The organism is Leptolyngbya sp. NK1-12 (assembly GCF_032598965.1).
Taxonomy (GTDB): domain Bacteria; phylum Cyanobacteriota; class Cyanobacteriia; order Elainellales; family Elainellaceae; genus Elainella.
Map to the genome: position 1 here is coordinate 4,142,505 of NZ_CP053586.1, position 20,348 is coordinate 4,162,852.

Consider the following 20,348-nt stretch of genomic DNA (forward strand, 5'->3'; position numbering starts at 1 on the left):
GTCGAGCTGTTACCCTTCTCAGAGATGGTTGCCCTGTTCACTGGCTCGATCACTAGCCCGGATAAGCTGCCACAATAAGCCGCTACAATAAAGCCATTCCATATTGATCACGCGATTCGATCAACGCTTATCCGCAAGATTCCATGACTACTGCAACTCCAGCAAAAAAAGCTGCCAAGACTGAGTACGAGGCCATTATTGGTCTAGAAACCCACTGTCAGCTCAGTACCGAAACCAAGATTTTTTCCAGTAGTTCAACCAAATTTGGATCCGATCCCAACACAAATATTGATCCGGTTTGTATGGGTTTACCGGGAACGCTGCCCGTGCTGAACGAAAAGGTGTTGGAATACGCGGTCAAAGCTGGTTTGGCGTTGAATTGTCAGATCGCACCCTACAGCAAATTTGATCGCAAGCAGTATTTCTATCCCGACCTACCCAAGAACTACCAAATCTCCCAGTATGACCTGCCAATTGCCGAACATGGCTGGCTAGAGATTGAGCTAGTCGATGCCGAAGGCAACCCGGTGCGCAAGCGGATCGGCATTACCCGTCTGCATATGGAAGAAGATGCGGGCAAGTTGGTGCATGCCGGAAGCGAGCGGCTGTCGGGATCGGCCTATTCCCTGGTGGACTACAACCGGGCGGGCGTGCCGCTGGTCGAAATTGTTTCGGAACCCGATATTCGGTCGGGACAGGAAGCAGCCGAATATGCCCAAGAGCTACGCCGGATTATGCGCTATTTGGGCGTGAGTGACGGCAACATGCAGGAAGGCTCGCTGCGCTGTGATGTAAATATTTCCGTGCGTCCGATGGGGTCCGACAAGTTTGGCACGAAGGTCGAGATCAAAAACATGAACTCGTTTAGCGCCATCCAAAAAGCAATCGACTACGAAATCGAGCGCCAAATCGAGGCGATTGAATCGGGCGAGCGGATTGTGCAAGAAACGCGCCTCTGGGATGAAGCAACCCAACGCACCTTTACCATGCGGGTCAAAGAAGGCTCCAGCGATTACCGCTACTTCCCCGAACCCGACCTGGGACCAATTGAAGTCTCACCCGACCAGCTAGCTACCTGGAAAGCAGAACTGCCCGAACTGCCAGCCCAAAAGCGGCACCGCTATGAATCAGAGCTGGGCTTATCGGCCTATGATGCTCGCGTGCTGACGGACGATCGTGCCATTGCGGAATACTTTGAAGCCGTGGTGGCCGCCGGAGCCAGTGCCAAACCCGCTGCCAACTGGATCATGGGCGATATCAGCGCCTACCTCAACAACGAGAAGCTTAGTATCAGCGAAATTCCGCTCAAGCCCGAATCGCTGGCGGAAATGATCAAGCTGATCGAAGCCAACACCATCAGCAATAAAATCGGCAAAGATATTCTGCCGGAACTGCTGACCAAGGGCGGCTCGGCTAAACAGTTGGTGGAGCAGAAGGGGCTAATTCAAATCTCGGATCCCAATCTGATCGAAGCCGAGATCGACAAGGTAATTGCCGCCAATCCGAATGAGCTAGAAAAATATCGCAGCGGCAAGAAAAACCTGCTGGGTTTCTTTGTCGGTCAGGTGATGAAAGCTACTGGCGGTAAGGCCGATCCGAAGCTGACCAATCAACTGCTCCAGAAAAAGCTAGATGGTTAATCGGGGAAATCCTTGGGCAGGATTGACCTGCCCTTTTTAATTGTGCAACTCAAAACTCCGCACTCCACGCAGGCTGCGCCAATAAAACTTAAAACTGAGAACTGGTGGTATGCCAAGCCTCTACTCCCCAGAGTTTTTCCCAACGGATTGTAACTTGCGAGCTAATTTGCTGCTTCTGCCGCTGCTGGTTTTGCTGCGGGTGCTGCGCCACCTAAACGAATCTCCGAACAAAAGGCCGCTGAGGTATAGTTGCCGTTGCGCTTTACGGCGCTAGTCCGCAACCGAAAGTTGGGATTAGCGAACCAGATCCGTTCTTCGGCGTACAGATCGCCTGCTTCGCTGGTGAGGGTCAACACCTCATCGTCACCCATTTCGTAGCGCCCCATCATCGGTTTCGGCGAATTGCTAGCCTGCCGCAACAGCTTGCCTTGATTCGAGTCAGCCGCATCGGGCACAATCACCAGCAAACTAGAGCCAACCTGAGGCTTGGGGTTGCGATCCACAATGCCATTCCAGTTCATCTTGAGGCTACACAATACCTGAGCCGGATCGACCCCCAACTGCTGACAGAGCTGCATCACCGCCGGATCATCCTGCGCCAAGGCTTCGACCATCAAATCTGATTTGGCGTTCTCGGTCTGGTTCTGGAGCAAATGGTGGCTGCTGCGCTGCGAAACCCATTTGCCAACGCTTTGCTGAAAAAATTCTGTAATATTCATGCACTCAAAAAGCGATTGCTGCTTAACCTTCTTTAAGAATAAAGGATGCGGGATCAGGATGCAGGCAGTGCCAGTGCAAAATTGAATCACAAAATTGAATCATTAGGCTGCTGTAATAGCTGCATCGCCTCGGTTTTATAGAGCCTGTCAATGACTTAGCTGGCAAAAATTTGATTGGCCGTTAGTGTCCATGCTGGAATGATACTGGATGCGATCCGTTGGTCTGCCGTAATTACGGTATCTTCGTACTGGCCGTCATTCCACTGACAAACTGTGACTTGTTGCAATTCCGGATCAACGATCCAATACTCGGCGGTGCCTCGGGCTGCGTATTCAGTGTGTTTGTGGCGGTAGTCGCGAGAGCGGTTGACAGCACCGGGGGAAACAATCTCGATCACTAGAGCTGGGGGCGGCATGTCGCGGGTGAGGGTGGCCCGGGTGGCTCCAGCCAAAGCGGCTTTTGATTCTTCGGTATGAACCAGCAAATCCGGCAAACGACACTTGGCTCGTCGTCCGCTCACCTCGATTTCGGTGTCTTTATAGCCAATTCGGTTAACCGGAACATGTTTCAGCAGTTCTACAAACAACCGTTTAGCGATGTCATTATTGTCATCACTCTCTGGAGGCATTTCTAGCAACTCTCCATCTACTAGTTCGTATCGCCGCTCGGTGCCATCGTCGTAGGCGAGGTATTCCTCAAATGTGAAGTAATGGGCTGTGGAGATTGGTGTTTGGGGCATGGCCTTGGTTCGCCTAGAGCTGAATCAGCTTAGCTGGATAATTTCGAAGGAGCTTATCGTTCAAGATATCGCTCACAAGATTAGGCAAATTCACTCAGTATTGTACTCATTATGCGGCTCTAGCAAACAGGCTGCTTGTAATAGCCGTAAATCTCGTTCTTGCAAAACTGTACAGGCGTTGAGGCGTTGCTGCACTAGGGGCGGGGCGTGTTTCAGGTTGTCTAAGGCAGCTTGCAGCGCTCGCGGGTATTGGCGAATCCATTGTGGCAGAGCAGCAGGATTAAAGGAGTTGGCATCGACCAGCCAAAAATCGACGCCGGAGGTCTCGATAAACCATCGCAGAGTAGCTAGGTCGGAGGTGTATTGGGCTTGAATCAAATCGATGGCTCGCTGACGAAATTGAGTGGCATAGCCGATGTGGTAAGGAACGGCATATTCGGGCGCAACGAATACCGAGCGTTGGGCAAAGGTGGGTAGATTATCGGCTTCTTTCAACAGGGAGGCCACCAGACTATCTTTGGGTTGCTGTGCCAAAAACTGATACAGGGCCTTGGCAGTACCCGTTCTGTAACCCGTATGGGGAAAATTTTCGGCATAGGTTGGGTAGAGCCACAGCAGGCCACCGAACCCTAGGATTAGACCCCAAACTAGCATCTGACGAGGCCAGGAAGCTGGGTATTGCTGGTATTGCTGGAGCCAGCGTAAGCCAGCTTCCAAGCATAGGGTCAGGTTAATAGCGGTGGCAAACACCAGCACCAATCGCAGTGTGTAGGCCGTGTAGCGGCTGGGTAGATGCAGGTAAAACAGCAGCAGATGGGCTACCCCAAACAGCATCAGAGCCACTACCACGATGTGTACCAGCACCCGCAGATTGGCTGTGATATGGCGAGTTGGTCGCAGTTGCTGGCGCATGAATTTAGAGAGGTGGGCCAGTCCCAGCATGACTGGTAGCAATAGCCCCAATCCTAGTAAGGGTGGCTTTAGGGTGGGAAAAATGCCACTGCGGTTGCCCGATAGCCAAAACATCCAAGGGTCAGACAGAAAAAAGCGCCCGCGTCCGTCTGGAGCAAAATCGGGAAGCTGTTTGGCAACGGCAGCCGTGATCACAGGACCATAGGGTGACGTAATCAGCCCATAGGGCAGCAGCACCAAGAGCGCGGTTAGCAAACCCGCTAAACAGAATCGGTACTCCTGGCGGCTCTGAGTCAGCCTCAGGCCATTTTGCCAGCGCAGGGGTTGTAAACAAAGAATTCCGGCGAATACCAGTACATATTGGGGATAAAATAACCCTTCTAGCCCAATCGTCACCAAGCAGGGCCACAGCGCCCGCCGCATCAGATAGTCGAGAAAGGCTAGAAAAAACAGCGGCATAAAGGCTCTGGGGGTTGCAGATGCCAAATCGTCGTGGCTCCAAAACACCTGATTCAGCAGCACTGCCGCCAGAAAGCCCGTGAACGGTATGGGCAGTAGCTGCATACAGACTCGAAACCCGTATAGTGTGGCCAGTACTCCTAAAACCAGCGGCAAGCCTTTACCGAGCCAGATTGGATCAATCCCCACGGCTGCAAACATGCGGTAGAACAGGGTGTAGCCCCAGGGCGCAACCGACTGGAAATAATCGGCAATCAGATCCTGGGGAAACAGCTCTGGATCCAGAAATCGCCGCAGCCAAAACAAATGCTGTCGGGCGTCGTCTTGCACCACATATTGCCCCCACCAAGCTGTTTGACAGCCCCAGATTCCATACCCCACGGCCACAAGCAGACTGGCCCCTAACCAAAACCGCAGTTGCTGGCGCGAGCTAGGCCATGATCTAAAAGCTAATCCAGAAACTGAATCAGAAACTGAATCAGAAACTAATCCGGGAAATAAGGTGGCGTACAATCGTTTGCTGAGCATCGTCTAAGGAGGCTGATTCAGGGCTAAGTGAAGGCTAAGTGAAGGCTAAGTAATAGGCAGAAATTGTAAGCTCTGAATTGTAAAAGGGTTGCCGGTCAAACGATTAAATCTCAACCGCTATAAGCCACAAAACTTAAAACTTGGCAGGCAAAACGTCCCTTAATCCTGTAAACTTTTGTGGACTTTATCCGATTGTTTTAAACGAGTTTGGCGGTATGAACAGTGAGGTTGGACTGGGGGCAGACGCACCGTTAGAGCCAGAAAACCTAGACCGGGAAAAACGACGCTCGCTGCCGCGCTGGCTCAAGTACAGCGTGATTGTGTTAATCGCACTGGGCGTGTTCTTTCGCTTCTATAACATCGATAAAAAGGTCTACTGGATCGACGAAACCAACTCATCCCTGCGGACACTGGGCTATACCAAAACCGAACTGATTGAGACGCTGTTTACTGGCGATGTGATTACGGCGGCCCAACTCCACCAGTTTCAGCAGCTCAGTTCAGAAAAGGGTTGGGACGACACTTGGAACGCCCTCACAGGAACCGCTGAACACACGCCGCTGTATTTTTTGCTGGCGCGGGCTTGGGTTGGACTAGTTGGTCATTCGGTGACTGCGATGCGGTTTCTGACAGCGTTGTTTAGTGTGCTGGTATTGCCCTGCCTCTACTGGCTCTGCTGCGAACTATTTGGTGCGCCTATCGTTGGCTGGATTGCCATGGGGTTGGTGGCCGTGACGCCGGTGCATGTGCTCTATGCTCAAGAAGCCCGACCCTATAGTCTGTTGTCGGTGCTGGTTTTACTGTCGAGTGCGGTGCTGCTGCGAACGCTGCGAACAAACACCCGCCGAAATTGGATTGCCTATGGCCTCACGGTAGCTGCCGGACTGTATACCCAGCTTTTGTTTGGCCTAGTTGTGATGGCTCAAGGTTTATATGTTTTCTTGACCGAGCAATGGCGGATGAAACGAACCTATTTAATTGCAGCTGGGGCTGGTAGTCTCAGTCTAGTGCCGTGGCTGCTGATCCTGGTCCGCAATTGGCAAAAGGTCCAGCAGTCTACGATTTCCCTCAACGATGGTTATTCTTCCAGCTATATTTTCGATCGCTGGTTTCTTAATCTCAATTTGGCGTTTTTGAGTCGTGAGTTGGGTGGAGCGAATATTTTCCTAGTCATCATCACGCTGATTGCGCTTTATGTATTTTGTCGTTCCGCGCCCAAGCGAGCTTGGCTGTTTGTGCTGCTGTTGATTGGCGTTACGTTTACGGTGTTAGCTGTACCAGATTTGATTTTGGGCGGGCGGCGTTCGCTGCGAATTCGCTATTTGTTTCCTTGCTTTTTCGGGATTCAGATCGCCTATGCCTATGTATTTGCGACGCAGGCGGTGTGGGCAAAAACTTGGCGGCAGCAGCTTTGGCGCGGGTTTATGGTGGTGTTAGTGGCCGGAGGATTGGCGGCCTGTATAGCCAGTTCCCAAGCCGTCGTTTGGTGGAATAAAAGTGTACCCCGCAGCAGCTACTATCCCCCGGTTGCTGAGCTGATCAATCAGGCAGCAAACCCGCTTGTAGTTAGCGATGGTCCAGTGACGGACACGCTGGCCTTTAGTGCGTGGCTAGAGCCAGACGTGAAGCTGCAATTAGTGGCTACCGAACCAAGAAAACTGAAAATTGCGCCGGGTTACGATCCGGTTTATCTGCTCAATCCATCGGAGCAACTACAAAAAATCCTGACGCGGCGCGGCTACAAGCTGAGTGTGGCCTACGAAGATCGGGCAGACCCAACCGAAGTAGAAAACCGTCTGTGGCTGGCGAAGCAATAGGAAGCGGATTTATAAGTTTTTAATGTTGCCCATGTTTCTTGCAAACGAGACGGATAAGTACCCATCTGGGTAATGCCGGCTACTGATCAAGTTGCTTAAAGTGAATACACCAGTCAGGAAATGCATTGAGTTACGGTGAATCGCTGCACGTTGTTATGACTAGGCTATGACTATCATTTTCCTATCAACATAACATTGAATCAATGCATCAACCGCGCTTGAATTTCAATTTTGCATTTCAGCTTCAAGACATCATTCAACCCAGTTAAAAACTAATACAGCGTTTTTCACTCATGTGAGGTATGGGGGATGTGGAAGCTTTGCCCCCACACAGGGGCAGTGCCCCTGCACCCCGTTTTTCGTACTTCACTAGCCTGAAAAAGGCCGTATCAATTCTCTAAAGTTTGGCTACAGATTCGGACCCCATCCATCCTCTCCGTGCCAAGGGGAGGTGCCGGAGGCGGAGGGGGAATCTTTTGTGGTTCTTACTTGAGGCATGACTAGCAACCCACCGTGAATAGATGGGTGAATGATGCATTTGGGATTTCGTTTCTGTTTGCTGACTAACTTGCTGTGTTCACGCAAATTGTGCAAGGAGATTTATGGCATTTACAGATAATTCTGACCTTTATGGTTCAGTCAATGAAGCAGGCGTCAATCGGGTTGTCCGACACATCATGCGAAAACGTCCCTCGTTGTTTAACTACGCCACAGCTGCGGTGGCTTCTAATCGCGCCCTCTGGTGTGTTCCGGTTGATTTCGACTCCTCTATTAATGATTCGTTTTTTGCCAACAAGAAAAATGGCGGACGCCCCAATCCCATCTTCACGATCGAAGATCCGCTGCCGGTTTTGGGTGCCCGTACTAGCTATAGTGTGCAGGTTGGGTTGAATTTTTGCGTTCAGCTCGTCAAAGCAGAGCTAGATTTGCATCCAGGCCGATTGTTTGAGCTACCGCCTGAACTAGAACCACCCCTAAAGGAACAGCGGTTTGCCATTCGGGCATCGGTTTGCGGTGGGTTGGGCTGCCCCGAAAAAGACTTTTTGGATGCGGTTCGTCCTGATCAAACCAATACAACGAGTTTGGCCGCGCAACGGAATCCAGTCGTGGTGCTGCCAAGCCGCAAACTCAACTGCTTCTGCCTGGATTTGTTTGTGGTTGGGCATGTGGAAGTTGTGCTGTCTGGCTCTGAGCAGCGCCTGCTGGCGAAGGTAGACGCTCTAGAGATTGTCGATGTCAAGCCAGAGGGTTTGGAAAGCAACATCGAATGTTATTTGGAATTGCTGCTGCAGTTGGTGATTTTGCCGCGGGTGAATACAGCAGCGAAAGAACTAGTGCTGGATTTGCTGACCACACTGAACAATCTCCCCGGAACCATCGTGCCCCTGATCATGCCCAAACCGCCAGCGATTCCCCATAATCCGGCGATCGAAGATGACCAACTCAAGCTATTTGTAGATTTGCAGGTGATGCCATGAGTGATTTAACGATTGCAGCGTCAGAGAATACATTTCGTCAGCTTTTCACAATCGTGCGCGACAACTTCAGCTTTGCTAGAAGCGACAGCGCCAATTTTGGTGGATTTACGGCCAGCTATGCGGTTGCGGCCCATCTAGAAGGCGGTACGGTTGACCTGCGGGACAACAACAGCGTTAGTATTAGCGAACTCGACATCAAGTGGGACACACTAGAAGCGGGAATTGGCTTTGATATTCCCGAAATTTGCATTGGCGGATTTTGCATTATTCCCAATCCCTTCGGGGGCTGTTTGTTGCGAGCACCTCGCCTCTGTATTTTTAGTGCCAATCCTGATATCGGCATTACTCTGCCCCTGAGTGGCATTACCTCGGAAGTGTCGGCAACGGCGCGGCTATTGACCAAGTATCGCGTCGATCCGGCTCGTACCTCCAGCATGTCAGACCTAGAGGCGGAAGAACGAGACCCGGCGATTCCGAACAAATGGCAGATTTTTATCGATCCGATCACGCTAGATCTGGATCCGCTCGATCTTGCCGATACGGTTGGCGATCTGCTGGAAAATGCCGTGAAAGCTGCCTTGAACAGTTTGCTGGGACCGTTACCGGGCTGGGCGAAGGATTTGATTCTGGCAATTTTGGGACCGATTATTGACCTAGTTCGCGCCATTCTGGATTTACCTGACGATATTGGCGAGTGGCTATCGAATTTGCTCGGCGTTAGCCTCGGTTTACTAAACGCGATTGCCCAGTTTATTGCTGACTATTTTGCCAATCAGTATCCGCTGCATGAATTTGAAGACCCGCTGCCCATCCTGAGCGAACAGCTAATCTCACCGCCTACGGGTGCCCTGACGCTGATCCCAGTCAAGATCCCGGTCCGCGACTTTGCCGTAAAAGTGAACGATGTAGAGATGATTTTGTCAGCGAATGTAGGAGCGTAACGATGAAAGCCGTAATCAATCAACGATTATTTACAGAGACCAGCATTGATAGTGGTGCTTTGTCGATGTTGGGAATGGTTGTGCATCGATTTGATCAACCGGGTGAATATCAAGGCACTGTGTTGCGGGACGGCCAAGTCGTGGCCAAGTTGGTGCTGACCGTTGATGAATGCTCAACGGCAACGCAGGTGAACATTGATTTGGCAGCCCTGAATGCCCGTGAGGTGAGCGAGTTTAGCGTCAGTGTAGCGGGTTATGCCGTGTTTCATGTCTCGCGGGGTGTGGGCGGCTATTCGGTGGTGCTGCGCCGCAGTGAGGATTGCGATAGCCACGAGTTCGACAGTCGCGAGCTCAATGCCGAAGATAGCTTTGCCGCCACCTTGCTGCGCCCCGGCATCTACCGTGTCACGGAAACCTACAGTGGATATCGGGGCGAAATTGTCGTAGCCTATCCCGATCCAGCCGCCCTCCGTTGCCCCCTCGATCCAATTTCGATTGGCTTTGACTGCAACGGCTTTGTGCCCGATTGGGTCGAAGTGCAGCCCACCCAAGGCATTGTTTACCGCATTGAGGAACGCGCCCGCATTCAAATTAACCTAGTTGAACCAATTGATCGCTAGGCTTGTTGGCAAGCTTATTGGTAATTGCTTTGGTAATTGCTCAATCATGGCTTGGCAGGCATCTGATTCGGCAGTCAACCCGTTACCTGATGCCTGCTGATCCAACGCTAATTGCACTGCGGTTTAGCTGAGCTGTTTCTTCTCTTCTAGGTCTTTAACTGGGCATAAGTAAACTGCTCAAAGTTGCCTTCGTTGAGTTTATTCCAGGCGTAAACCCGGTTGCGGAACTGTTTCCACTCGTCAAATACGGATTTGAAATCGGCATCTTTGGCCGCAAATTCATCGTAGAGGGCAAACGAAGCTTGTTCAGCAGCGGTCATGATCTCATCGCTGTAGCGGCGCAACTGCACCCCACCCTGGATCAAACGCTGGAGCGCTTCGTTGTTCTGGGACTCATAGCGCGACAGGGTAATCATATTGGCTTCGTGGGCCGCCGTTTCAATTGCGGCCTGATACTGAGGCGGCAGCTTTTTCCATTCGTTTAGGTTAATCTGCACTTCCAGAGTAGTGCCCGGTTCCCACCAGCCGGGATAGTAGTAGAACTGCGCGACTTTGTTCAATCCCAGCTTTTCATCGTCATAGGGGCCGACCCACTCTGCCGCATCAATGGCTCCGGTTTGTAGGGCCTGAAAAATTTCGCCACCCGGCAAGGTCTGCACCGTCACGCCCAGCTTGCCCATCACCTGTCCACCCAGACCCGGAATCCGCATTTTTAACCCTTGCAGATCGCTGAGTTGGGCAATTTCTTTGCGAAACCAACCGCCCATCTGAGCACCCGTGTTGCCCGCTGGGAACTGAATTACATTGAATTTACTGGCATAGATTTCTTGCAGTCGTTTCAAGCCGCCACCCTCATACAGCCAGGCATTTTGCTGCTGGGCATTAAAGCCAAAGGGCAAGCTAGAGCCAAAGCCCATCACCGCACTCTTGCCCACATAGTAGTAGGAGGCCGAGTGGCCGCAGGGCACAGCGCCTTGAGAAACGACATCTAGTACTTCCAGTCCCGGAGCCAGTTCACCCGCTGCCCGCGCCGTAATCTTGAACCGACCACCCGTCATTGCCGCTACCCGATCGGCAAACAGCTTGGCTCCACCAAACAACGTATCGAGGGAAACCGGCCAGCTTGTCGCCATTTGCCACTCAACAGTAGGCAGCGAAGCATCGGACGTAGCCGTGCCGCTTGAAGCCGTTGGTGTGGAGCTGTTGCAGCTACTAACAACACCGACGGTTGTGGCGGCAATTCCCCCCTGGGCTAACGCAGTTAACAATTTACGACGTTCCATAAAGCGCTCTTAATTATTTCTAAAGGGATCGTAAGCATAAGCGTTTGTTTATAAGGCTTACACGGATTTCTAGTGAATACCATCTTCTAGTGAAATGCGACGACCGGGCATAGTTTTTCAACAATCTTTAGTTTTCAGCGCTCTGAGGCTCGGGAAATTTGTGTTCAACATTGCTGCCAACCCCTTAACACTCCAAATCCTTAATCATTCTTTAGGCAGACCCGTAGTTCCATGAAGATTAGCCTTGGGTTACATTTAGTGAAATTGTCTTTTCGTTGGCAAAATAGTAAAATAAGATACAGAAATAAAAGATGTTTCGTTCATCTCTGCCCGCCATGTTTAGGGTGGGGACGGAAGTAAGGAGTTATTCCTGAAGGAACGCGCCTCTCTACACCTGATTGAATGACGCATTCCGGGAGTTAATATGCAGCTTACCTATCGTGGAGCACATTATAATCGCGAACCCCAACCTGTGGATATGGTGGATAGCCCAATTCAAGGCACCTATCGGGGGCAAGCTTTTTCGTTTAGTTATCCTCGCCATATTCCGGTACCTCAGCCGGTTCATACCCTCACTTATCGAGGCGCGACCTATCGCACGACTGAAACAGGCCAAACCATGCCTGCACCTCGTCCGGTCGCTCGCCCAGTGACATCTCCAGTGACATCTCTGTCTCAAGCTTCGGCTAAACGGGCTATGGCTTCCACCAATCCTAGATGGCAGACCAGCAAAGCTCAGTTTGCAGAATATGAGCAGACCCATCAAATGCATATCCGCCGTCGATTGCAGCAACGAATTGAAGCTGCTAAAGCTAGAGGCGACTATAAACTGCTGAACCTGCTGCAAAATGAGATGCAGCAAGCGGGTTGAATCGATTAGGCATACGGCTAATTGGTTCTGGCACAGCTAAATACACCGATCTGGAGTCCGCAGGATCATCACATTCTGTGATTCCAGATTTGTGTTGTTACTTTGGTGTTGAACAGTGAATTCGGTAGTTTTGGAGTAGTTTCAGTGATTTTGTAGCGCAGGCATCATGCTTCAATCGCACCTCCACAAGAGCTGCCTGCTCCCGCTGTGCAGCCAAAGCAGTGACGCCCTGTGATGATCTGCCGTTGGGCGAGTTGGGCGGGGTCAAAGTTACGGATATGGGTCGGTTTGCCGGCAGGATCTCGAATTTCTAGATCCAGCATTTGGTTGAAATCACAGTCAAACAGGCGTCCGTCCCAGGAAACTGATAGCGTGTTACGACACATTAACCCATTAATCGTTGCTGGATTAAAGCGACTGACCAGTAATTCCATATAGCGCTGTAAATTGCCCGACTGCTCTAGCCATTCCAAATACCGCGAAATTGGCATGTTGTTGAGGGTAATCAACCGATCAAACTGGATGCCGTGGTTCTTTTGCAATCCAGCTTTCCACTCCTGCTCCATCTTGGCCTGACCGCTGGCCAAAAACGCCCCCACCGGATTGGACATCAAGGTCAACTGGCGCTGTGGATCACCCTGACCGTACCCGGCTGCATTTAGTCGCTGTAGGGCTTCGATCGATTTTTCAAACGTGCCGTCACCGCGCTGGCTGTCGGTATTAAACTTGCGGTAGTGAGGCAACGAGCAAACCACTTCCACACCTCGTTCTGCCAGCCACTCTGGTAAATCTTGAAACGGCGGCAGCAACAGCACCGTTAAATTACAGCGATCGATCACATGCTTACCCCGCGCTACACATTGATCCACCAAGTAGCGAAAATGGGGGTTTAGCTCTGGAGCGCCGCCGGTAATATCTACTGTGTGAGCCGTGGTTTGGTCCAACGCCCGCAGACAGGCGTCCACGGTCTCGCGGTCCATCATTTCGCGGCGATCCGGTCCAGCATCCACATGGCAGTGGCGGCAGGTCATGTTGCACAGTTTGCCGACATTGATTTGAAAAATTTCCAACTGTGCAGGCTGCAAGGTTGACCATCCCTGCTGAGCCATCTGAACTGAAAAATTGCCCTGAGACGCCGTATGAGACAGATCCAATTCGGCCAGCCTCTGCATCTGATACTGGGGAGAGGCCAACGGCAATCGACGACGCATCAGCGAAGTAGTCGGCTTGGGACCCGCTGCGGTGCTGTCAAGATCCAATTCGGGGGGGGAGAACGCTTCAACCATGAAATTCAAAACTCAAAATTCAAAACTCAAAATTCAAAACTTAAAATGTACGGACCAAGCATTTAGCAAACCAATTATTGTCTGATTGAGTCTCAATTATCGAAATGCTTTGTCCCTACTACATTGCAACTTGCTTGACGTGATCGAGCATCTGCATGCCATGCACAAGTGAGGCTCCACCCCGGATGGCAGTAGCCACATGCAAGGCTTCCGTCATTTGCTCTAGGTCAGACCCCTGCTGTAGACATTCCTTACTGTAGGCGTCGATGCAGTAGGGGCACTGCACAGTATGGGCCACAGCAAGGGCAATCAGGGCTTTTTCCCGCGCCGATAAAGCACCTTCGGCAAACACAGCCCCGTAGTAGGCAAAGAATTTTTCGGCCAGTTCAGGATTGCCTTGGCTGACTTGACTAAACTGGGCAAGGTGTTCGGGCTTGTAATAATCAGTCATGAAATTATCCTTGGAGGAAGGGGGGCAGACGGAAATAGGGGCAAAACAGCTAGCTAGGTTAACTGGGTTGACCTACTGGTTGACCTACTTATCTAGGCTAGCGATCGTAGCTGAGAATTAGCTGAGTGCGGCTCTATCTTCGAGACTGTTTTTAACTGGGTTCAACTGTATTGTGGTGTTGTGCTGTATTTGTATTGTGCGTACCCTGCTCATCGATGCTGGACTCGATAGATGCGCCCGTTGGCTTCTTCGGTAAACAGCAGGCTGCCATCGGGTAGCACCAGCAATCCAACTGGACGGCCCCAAGTGGTAGGACCGGCTGGATCGGTAAGGAAGCCAGTGACAAAATCTTCGTAATGTCCTACAGGACGATGATTAGCGTTAAATGGAATGTACACAATTTTATAACCAGTGCCTTCATTGCGATTCCAGGAACCGCGAAACGCTACAAAGGCTCCGTTGCGATAGCGCTCTGGAAACGTAGTGCCATCATAGAATTGCAGGCCCAGTGCCGCCGAGTGAGCCTGGAATAGCACATCTGGGGTAAGGGTTTGGCTTGCCAATCCGGGATTGGTGCTGCGATTACCATCTATGTGGCGCGGATCGAGTCGGTCGGGCGTCAGGTAGGCATAGGGCCAGCCATAGAATTCACCTTGGCGGATGCGGGTCAGATAATCAGGAACTAAATCATCTCCCAAGCCATCGCGTTCATTCACGGTGGTGTATAGCTCCTGACTCACCGGATGAAAGGCCAGCCCTACCGGATTCCGCAGCCCCGTCGCGAAGGTTTGTACATTAGATCCATCCAGATTCATCACCTGCACCGAGGCGCGGGGCAGTGGTTCTCGATCCACATTCGACGCTGAGCCAATCGAGACATGCAGCTTTTGCCCGTCGGGTGAGGCAAGCACATTGCGTGTCCAGTGGTTGTTGTAGCCATCGGCAGGCAGTTCGGCAATTTTCTCGCCAATGCTAGTGATCTGGGTTTGAGCGGTTTGGTAGGGGAAGCGCAGCACCCCATCGGTATTGCCCAGAAAGAAATAGCTGCCGGCAAAGGTCATGCCAAAGGGCTGATTCAGGCCATTCTCGGCGTTGGCAAAGGTTTGTTTCACCTCCGCGACCCCATCACCATTGTGGTCACCTAGCAGCATGATGCGGTTCTGGCCAGTTTCCGTCACCAACACATCGCCCCTCGGTGTCAGGGCTAGCCAGCGAGGTCGAGTCAGCCCTTCTGCAAATACATTCACCTCAAAACCTGCCGGAACGTTCAGCGTAGGCTGAGCTGGGATTGCAACTACATTCGGGGATTTGGAAGCGCTATCAGTGGCAAAGGGAGGAGGCAGATCGGCTAGGGCAATTTGAATCGGCGTTGGAGTCAGGGGACGAGTAGCAATCAGGGAATGGGCTGGAACACGAGCAATCGATGCCAGAGCACTGGGAGCATTGCTGGGAGGATTAGCAGCTAATGGCTCTCCTTGTGACTGCGAGGATGGTTTCGTTATAGCCGCATTACAGGCCGCTGCAGTCAGTAAAATTGCCAAAATCAAAACCCGATTGAAACGCATGAGAAACACACCGCACAACTGGACACTATTGTCTGGATACTATACAGAGCCGATTCACCCAAATCCGGTTTACACAGATGCTAATTCTGAATCTGTTTTGGAGTCTTCGGTCCTCTGATTTTCAATGCTTTGGCTTTGGCTTTGATTTTCGGCTGTTTGATCGGCTGTTTGATCTTTAGCCACCTCAACCGGAGCACCATCCCGTGTCAGCGACGGTAGTTCACCCCCTTTATTGAACAAATTACTCACCATTGCCAGCATGGCATTCACTTTGCGATGTCGCCAGTTATCAACTTGGGCACAAACTTCAGCGTAGGGCAGACGTCGCTGCATCGCTTCTCGTAAATAGGCGGCATGCCGCTCTTCGTCTTTGGCAATGCTCAGTAAGCCTTTCTTCAAGTTAGCGCTGGCCAAATCGCTGTCGGGTAAAACCTTCGCCATGCGGGCAAAATCTTTGCTAGCATCAAGCTCCAGAATATGGGTACTGGCAAAAAACACAATCCAATCGATTTTCTGGGGAGCCAGATCATCCCTACTGTAGCCTTCATAATAGGCTGCCAGGAAAGGACTGCGGCGATTATTGGCTGTTTCGCTGGTTCTTGAGGCTTTGTCTGCACTCGCTTGCTTGGACAGAGCGCTAAAGTCAATCATCTGTTTGTTTAGCTGCTTCAGGGCATGGGCAAAAATCTGGCTGTGTCGCCGTTCGTCTTGCGCATGAATGGCCAGCTTCTCTGCCAACCAAGCATCGCCTTCCGCTGCGGCTCGTTGAGATAACGCCTCTAAATACGGCACTGCGCCACCTTCTGCCAATTGAAAGCCCGCCAGCATATCAGGCCGAGTCCGCGAATCACGCAAGTTGCGGGCCGTGATGTAGGCTACAGCTCCCGAACCGACGAGATGCAACAGTTGGGTCAATGGATTCATAAAGCTTCTCGGTATCAAAGGCATCTCTCTTAGTCTAGTCATATTCCATCGATCTGACTGGCGTGGGTAGAGGTTGCTTGAGTCTAAGCGTCAGCTTCGCCCTTGATGAAGTCGCTAATCACACAATTATCCGGTAGATCACTCATCACGGCTAGCTGGAGAAGGCTACACGGCATTGGCAGTTGATTTATACAACGGACAAGTCGTACAAACTCCAGAACAGGCTAGGCCACTTTCCCAGGCCGCGATGCAAAATCCGCAGGCGTTAGAAGTTAACCTGCGGCAAGCGTATCAATATCTGGAAACCAGAAACGCCAATTTTGGGCAGCTTTGGAGCACTGAACGATAACCCGCCAGTAGAAACCGTTCAACAGTTTGAAACGGCGCTCAAGTCCCTGAATAAACCGGATGAAGGAGCCGATCACGCCTTTGCCAACCCCTCAGGCACCCGCTATAACGAAACTGCTGCTGCCGATGCATGGGATAAAACAGTTGCGTTCCTAAAGCGTCATCTACAGAATTAGCAAAGACTGGCATGAGAATTGGTGAATCAAGTTGCTTTGCAATGCTGGACTTCAACCACAGTGTGAACATTACCGCGTGGTGCAAAGTCTCCTTTGATCGTTACCTCTAGTGGGTCGCAAGCAGCCACAAAGTCATCTAAGATTTGATTCACCGATTCCTCATGAGAGATATACCGATCGCGATAGCTATTGATGTAAAGCTTGATTGCTTTTAGTTCTACGACCTTTTGATCAGGTACATAGCGAATCTGGATCGTTGCAAAATCAGGATAGCCAGAGAACGGGCACTTGCAGGTAAATTCTGGCAGCGTAATGTCAATCGTATAGCGACGACCAAGACGCGGATTGGGGAAGGTAATTAGCTCCCCTGCGGCAATTATACGTTCGCCATATTTTAGTTTTGAGGTTGGTTCTGAGGTTGGTTCTGAAGCTGATTCTGAGATTGGCAGTTCGCTGGTCGGCACACTGGTCGGTACATTGGCTGGTACAGAAGTGGATTGAAAATTCATCGTTATAGATATCGGCTATAGATTGAGTCACTATCTAGGGCTAATCATATCAAATCCGACTAAACGCCCTAAATTTAAATGCCGCGTTGTACAGGCGTTTCGGCGAAACGCCTGTACGCGAACTCTGGCTGATCAACCGGATTTGATATCATAACCAATTCCGCATTCCCAATCCTGAACTATGAAAGCAAACGACGAACTAAAAAAATCCCCTCTCAGATGTCTGAAAAGGGATGGTAGGACTGATTGAGCTGTCGGTTTGGCGGTCCAATCAGCGTTTAGGTGGTTTCCGGAATGCTGGTTACTTTCAATCCGGCTTCCGCTTGGGAATAGGTGCCCAGATCAATCGGCATCGGCTCCACATCCCAAATATCGCGGCAGTATTCGGCAATCGTGCGGTCAGAGGAGAATTTGCCCATCCGAGCCACGTTGAGGATCGACATCCGGGTCCAGTTGTCCTGATCGCGGAAGGCTTCGCTTACCCGTTCCTGACAGTCCACATAGGATTGATAGTCAGCCAGCAGCATGTATTCGTCGCTATGCAGCAGAGAATCCACAATCGACATAAACAGTCCCGGCTCCTTGGGCGAGAAGAACCCAGAGGCCATTTGGTCGATCACCAGCTTCAGCTCTGGATTGGACTGATAGTATTCGGTGGGTTTATAGCCGCGCGCTTTTAGATCCACTACTTCCTGAGCGGTGAGGCCAAACAGGAAGAAGTTTTCAGTGCCTACCTCTTCGCGGATTTCTACATTCGCGCCATCCAGAGTGCCAATCGTTAATGCGCCGTTGAGCGAGAACTTCATGTTGCCCGTCCCAGAGGCTTCCTTGCCTGCTGTAGAAATCTGCTCAGACAGGTCGGCAGCCGGATAGGCAAACTGACCCAACGATACCGAATAGTTGGCCAAGAACACCACCTTCAAGCGTCCGGCAACATCTGGATCGTTGTTGACCACCTCGGCCACCGAGTTGATTAGCTTCACCACCATCTTCGCCATGAAGTAGCCTGGAGCTGCCTTGCCGCCAAAAATAAACGTGCGGGGCAGCATGTCCATCCTGGGATTGGCCTTCAAGCGATTGTAGAGGGTGATGACATGCATGGCGCAGAGGAGCTGCCGCTTGTACTCGTGAATCCGCTTGATCTGCACATCAAACAGGGAGTTTACATCCACTTCCAAATTATTGTTGCGCTGGATGTAAGTCGCTAAATTGATTTTGTTTTCCTGCTTGATCTGCCGCCAGCGGGCACGGAACTGGGGATCATCAACGAACACCTCGAGTTTGCGTAGCTCATCCAGGTCTTTGATCCAGCCCTCGCCAATTTTTTCGCTAATCAGGTGAGCCAGACTGGGGTTGCTCATCAGCAGCCAGCGGCGGGGCGTAATGCCGTTGGTCTTGTTCTGGAATTTTTCTGGCCACAGCTCATAGAAATCCCGCATCAAGTCCTGCTTGATCAGCTCGGTATGCAGCTCAGCTACACCATTCACCGTGTGGCTGCCCACACAGGCCAAATGGGCCATGCGCACCTGTTTTTCTTGCCCCTCTTCGATCAGCGACATGCGGGCTAGTTTCGCCGTATTACCGGGGTACTTGAGCCGCACTTCATCGAGAAAATGTTGGTTAATGTCGTAGATGATCTCTAGATGGCGGGGCAACAGACGACCAAACAGGCTAACCGGCCAGCGCTCCAGGGCTTCGGTCAGCAGGGTGTGATTCGTGTAGGCAAAGGTACGACGGGTTAGATCCCAAGCGTAGTGCCACTCAAGCTGATGCTCGTCGAGAAACAGCCGCATCAATTCCGCTACACCGATGGCCGGGTGGGTATCGTTGAGCTGAATCGCCACCTTATCTGGGAAGGCATCAAAGTTGTCATGCTTGCGCAAATACAGCCGGATGATATCCTGCAATGAACAAGACACAAAGAAATATTGCTGCTGCAAGCGTAGCTCTTTGCCCTGGGGGGTGTGGTCGTTGGGGTAGAGCACTTTCGAGATGTTCTCTGAGAAAGTCTTGGCTGCTACCGCCTGGGTATAATCGCCCGCATTGAACACGTGAAAGTCAAAGTCTTCGCCTGCTCTGGCCGACCAGAGGCGTAGGGTGTTGACCGTATTGTTGCCATAGCCAGGGACAGGCGTATCGTAAGGGGTGCCGAATACGGTGATGCGGGGCGACCAACGGCTGCGGGTCTTGCCTTCTTGGTCTATATAAACTTCGGTATGGCCGCCGAATTTGACCTCGACCATATAGTCGGGGCGGGCAATTTCCCAGGGATTGCCGAAGCGCAGCCAGTTGTCAGGATGTTCGACCTGCCAGCCATCGCAGATCAACTGGTCAAAAATGCCGAATTCGTAGCGGATACCGTAGCCAATGGCAGGAATTTCCAGCGTGGCCAATGAATCGAGGAAGCAGGCAGCGAGCCGACCCAAGCCTCCGTTGCCGAGACCTGGCTCCTCTTCGCGGTCGATCAAGTCCTCTAGATTGAGGCCAGATTCTTTCAAGGCTTGCTGGATCTGGTCGTACAGCCCCAGGTTGATCAGGTTGTTGAGCAGCAGGCGACCGATGAGAAACTCAGCAGAGAGGTAATAGACGATTTTGGCATCTTTCTCGTAGTAGGTCTGGGCCGTTTTAATCCGACGATGCACCAGACGATCCCGTACCGTGTAGGCCAGCGCCATGTAGTAGTCGTACAGGGTGGCAAAGGTTTCGTCTTTACCTTGGATGTAGTATAAATTGTCGGCGAGTGCCCGCTTGAGTGTAGAGACCGTCGTACCTGTGCGGTCGTCTTCTACATGTACATGAGCACAAAGGTCTGTTGGGTGACTGGTCATAAGCTGAAGTTGAGCGATGGTTCACCTAAACTAATGCACACTACAACCTTGAATGACAAGGATTCGTGTTTAAGATTACATCAAGCAAAGGCTTAAGCAATTCTTAGTAATTGTTTGGTGGTTGTTTAATAACTGTTCGGCAATTGTCTCGTCATTGTTCCCAGAATTGAACTCACGATGCCTTATAATTGCTGGCTACAGCATAAAGACAACATTAAGAGCCTGTCCAAAAACCCCTTCGGGGCTTTGAAAT

General features: G+C 51.3%; 18 protein-coding genes and 1 riboswitch. Of the genes, 8 read left to right on the plus strand and 10 right to left on the minus strand.

What is annotated here, in order from left to right; all coding sequences use genetic code 11:
* Positions 1-143: 143 nt before the first annotated feature.
* The gene (gene gatB, locus HJG54_RS17575) at positions 144-1,640 is read left to right on the plus strand and encodes an Asp-tRNA(Asn)/Glu-tRNA(Gln) amidotransferase subunit GatB (protein ID WP_316430304.1); all 1,497 of its coding nucleotides are present in this window, start codon (positions 144-146) and stop codon (positions 1,638-1,640) included.
* Positions 1,641-1,801: 161 nt separating this feature from the next.
* Here the strand turns inward: gatB and HJG54_RS17580 are convergent, their stop codons facing one another.
* From HJG54_RS17580 to HJG54_RS17590, 3 genes are all read right to left on the minus strand, one after another.
* Positions 1,802-2,359 carry a phycobiliprotein lyase gene (locus HJG54_RS17580; protein ID WP_316430306.1) on the minus strand — a complete coding sequence of 186 codons (558 nt, stop codon included), beginning with the start codon at positions 2,357-2,359 and terminating at the stop codon, positions 1,802-1,804.
* 155 nt (positions 2,360-2,514) lie between these two features.
* On the minus strand, positions 2,515-3,099 hold the full coding sequence (locus HJG54_RS17585; RefSeq protein ID WP_316430307.1) for a Uma2 family endonuclease: 585 nt from the start codon (positions 3,097-3,099) through the stop codon (positions 2,515-2,517).
* A 90-nt stretch (positions 3,100-3,189) separates the two neighbouring features.
* Entirely contained in the window at positions 3,190-4,998 is a 1,809-nt protein-coding gene (locus HJG54_RS17590) for a hypothetical protein (protein WP_316430308.1), read from the minus strand.
* 215 nt (positions 4,999-5,213) lie between these two features.
* On the opposite strand from HJG54_RS17590, the gene HJG54_RS17595 reads away from it, so the two are divergent.
* The 4 genes from HJG54_RS17595 (at position 5,214) to HJG54_RS17610 (ending at position 9,854) form a co-directional block, all read left to right on the plus strand.
* Positions 5,214-6,815 carry a glycosyltransferase family 39 protein gene (locus HJG54_RS17595; protein WP_316430310.1) on the plus strand — a complete coding sequence of 534 codons (1,602 nt, stop codon included), beginning with the start codon at positions 5,214-5,216 and terminating at the stop codon, positions 6,813-6,815.
* A 602-nt stretch (positions 6,816-7,417) separates the two neighbouring features.
* Positions 7,418-8,293: a hypothetical protein gene (locus tag HJG54_RS17600; protein ID WP_316430311.1), complete on the plus strand. Its 876-nt coding sequence runs from the start codon at positions 7,418-7,420 to the stop codon at positions 8,291-8,293.
* The gene (locus HJG54_RS17605) at positions 8,290-9,234 is read left to right on the plus strand and encodes a hypothetical protein (protein ID WP_316430312.1); all 945 of its coding nucleotides are present in this window, start codon (positions 8,290-8,292) and stop codon (positions 9,232-9,234) included. The genes HJG54_RS17600 and HJG54_RS17605 overlap by 4 nt, the downstream gene beginning before the upstream one ends.
* A gap of 2 nt (positions 9,235-9,236) precedes the next feature.
* On the plus strand, positions 9,237-9,854 hold the full coding sequence (locus tag HJG54_RS17610) for a hypothetical protein (protein ID WP_316430313.1): 618 nt from the start codon (positions 9,237-9,239) through the stop codon (positions 9,852-9,854).
* Positions 9,855-10,000: 146 nt separating this feature from the next.
* Here HJG54_RS17610 and HJG54_RS17615 read toward each other — a convergent pair whose 3' ends face one another.
* On the minus strand, positions 10,001-11,137 hold the full coding sequence (locus tag HJG54_RS17615) for a TRAP transporter substrate-binding protein (protein WP_316430314.1): 1,137 nt from the start codon (positions 11,135-11,137) through the stop codon (positions 10,001-10,003).
* Between the two features lie 315 nt (positions 11,138-11,452).
* Positions 11,453-11,522: riboswitch (Glutamine riboswitch) on the plus strand.
* Between the two features lie 39 nt (positions 11,523-11,561).
* On the opposite strand from HJG54_RS17615, the gene HJG54_RS17620 reads away from it, so the two are divergent.
* On the plus strand, positions 11,562-12,008 hold the full coding sequence (locus tag HJG54_RS17620; RefSeq protein ID WP_316430315.1) for a DUF4278 domain-containing protein: 447 nt from the start codon (positions 11,562-11,564) through the stop codon (positions 12,006-12,008).
* 164 nt (positions 12,009-12,172) lie between these two features.
* Here the strand turns inward: HJG54_RS17620 and arsS are convergent, their stop codons facing one another.
* The 4 genes from arsS to HJG54_RS17640 all read right to left on the minus strand — a co-directional run bounded on the left by arsS (position 12,173) and on the right by HJG54_RS17640 (position 16,234).
* The gene (gene arsS / locus HJG54_RS17625; RefSeq protein WP_420717396.1) at positions 12,173-13,180 is read right to left on the minus strand and encodes an arsenosugar biosynthesis radical SAM (seleno)protein ArsS; all 1,008 of its coding nucleotides are present in this window, start codon (positions 13,178-13,180) and stop codon (positions 12,173-12,175) included.
* Positions 13,181-13,412: 232 nt separating this feature from the next.
* Positions 13,413-13,745 (minus strand): arsenosugar biosynthesis-associated peroxidase-like protein, encoded by a 333-nt coding sequence (locus HJG54_RS17630; RefSeq protein ID WP_035996336.1) that lies wholly within the window; start codon positions 13,743-13,745, stop codon positions 13,413-13,415.
* Between the two features lie 209 nt (positions 13,746-13,954).
* On the minus strand, positions 13,955-15,310 hold the full coding sequence (locus HJG54_RS17635; protein WP_316430316.1) for a PQQ-dependent sugar dehydrogenase: 1,356 nt from the start codon (positions 15,308-15,310) through the stop codon (positions 13,955-13,957).
* A gap of 69 nt (positions 15,311-15,379) precedes the next feature.
* Positions 15,380-16,234: a ferritin-like domain-containing protein gene (locus tag HJG54_RS17640; protein ID WP_316430318.1), complete on the minus strand. Its 855-nt coding sequence runs from the start codon at positions 16,232-16,234 to the stop codon at positions 15,380-15,382.
* A 175-nt stretch (positions 16,235-16,409) separates the two neighbouring features.
* Here HJG54_RS17640 and HJG54_RS17645 point away from each other — a divergent pair, with 175 nt between their 5' ends.
* Together HJG54_RS17645 and HJG54_RS17650 are read left to right on the plus strand one after the other, a co-directional pair.
* Entirely contained in the window at positions 16,410-16,583 is a 174-nt protein-coding gene (locus HJG54_RS17645; protein ID WP_316430320.1) for a hypothetical protein, read from the plus strand.
* Positions 16,555-16,758, plus strand: coding sequence for a dienelactone hydrolase family protein (locus HJG54_RS17650; RefSeq protein WP_316430322.1), 204 nt, complete (start codon positions 16,555-16,557; stop codon positions 16,756-16,758). The genes HJG54_RS17645 and HJG54_RS17650 overlap by 29 nt, the downstream gene beginning before the upstream one ends.
* Positions 16,759-16,784: 26 nt before the next feature.
* Here HJG54_RS17650 and queF read toward each other — a convergent pair whose 3' ends face one another.
* Together queF and HJG54_RS17660 are read right to left on the minus strand one after the other, a co-directional pair.
* Positions 16,785-17,267, minus strand: a complete 483-nt coding sequence (gene queF, locus HJG54_RS17655) for a preQ(1) synthase (protein WP_316430323.1) — start codon at positions 17,265-17,267, stop codon at positions 16,785-16,787.
* Positions 17,268-17,545: 278 nt separating this feature from the next.
* The gene (locus tag HJG54_RS17660; RefSeq protein ID WP_316430324.1) at positions 17,546-20,095 is read right to left on the minus strand and encodes a glycogen/starch/alpha-glucan phosphorylase; all 2,550 of its coding nucleotides are present in this window, start codon (positions 20,093-20,095) and stop codon (positions 17,546-17,548) included.
* Positions 20,096-20,348: the final 253 nt, after the last annotated feature.

What these genes read in the sequence shown, in the direction of transcription:
- HJG54_RS17580 (WP_316430306.1), bottom strand. Translation starts at nt 2,359, where the DNA reads ATGAATATTACAGAATTTTTTCAGCAAAGCGTTGGCAAATGGGTTTCG.
- HJG54_RS17635 (WP_316430316.1), bottom strand. Translation starts at nt 15,310, where the DNA reads ATGCGTTTCAATCGGGTTTTGATTTTGGCAATTTTACTGACTGCAGCG.
- HJG54_RS17605 (WP_316430312.1), top strand. Translation starts at nt 8,290, where the DNA reads ATGAGTGATTTAACGATTGCAGCGTCAGAGAATACATTTCGTCAGCTT.
- arsS (WP_420717396.1), bottom strand. Translation starts at nt 13,180, where the DNA reads ATGCAGAGGCTGGCCGAATTGGATCTGTCTCATACGGCGTCTCAGGGC.
- queF (WP_316430323.1), bottom strand. Translation starts at nt 17,267, where the DNA reads ATGAATTTTCAATCCACTTCTGTACCAGCCAATGTACCGACCAGTGTG.
- HJG54_RS17590 (WP_316430308.1), bottom strand. Translation starts at nt 4,998, where the DNA reads ATGCTCAGCAAACGATTGTACGCCACCTTATTTCCCGGATTAGTTTCT.
- HJG54_RS17660 (WP_316430324.1), bottom strand. Translation starts at nt 20,095, where the DNA reads ATGACCAGTCACCCAACAGACCTTTGTGCTCATGTACATGTAGAAGAC.
- HJG54_RS17630 (WP_035996336.1), bottom strand. Translation starts at nt 13,745, where the DNA reads ATGACTGATTATTACAAGCCCGAACACCTTGCCCAGTTTAGTCAAGTC.
- HJG54_RS17640 (WP_316430318.1), bottom strand. Translation starts at nt 16,234, where the DNA reads ATGAATCCATTGACCCAACTGTTGCATCTCGTCGGTTCGGGAGCTGTA.
- HJG54_RS17585 (WP_316430307.1), bottom strand. Translation starts at nt 3,099, where the DNA reads ATGCCCCAAACACCAATCTCCACAGCCCATTACTTCACATTTGAGGAA.
- HJG54_RS17600 (WP_316430311.1), top strand. Translation starts at nt 7,418, where the DNA reads ATGGCATTTACAGATAATTCTGACCTTTATGGTTCAGTCAATGAAGCA.
- gatB (WP_316430304.1), top strand. Translation starts at nt 144, where the DNA reads ATGACTACTGCAACTCCAGCAAAAAAAGCTGCCAAGACTGAGTACGAG.
- HJG54_RS17620 (WP_316430315.1), top strand. Translation starts at nt 11,562, where the DNA reads ATGCAGCTTACCTATCGTGGAGCACATTATAATCGCGAACCCCAACCT.
- HJG54_RS17610 (WP_316430313.1), top strand. Translation starts at nt 9,237, where the DNA reads ATGAAAGCCGTAATCAATCAACGATTATTTACAGAGACCAGCATTGAT.
- HJG54_RS17595 (WP_316430310.1), top strand. Translation starts at nt 5,214, where the DNA reads ATGAACAGTGAGGTTGGACTGGGGGCAGACGCACCGTTAGAGCCAGAA.
- HJG54_RS17615 (WP_316430314.1), bottom strand. Translation starts at nt 11,137, where the DNA reads ATGGAACGTCGTAAATTGTTAACTGCGTTAGCCCAGGGGGGAATTGCC.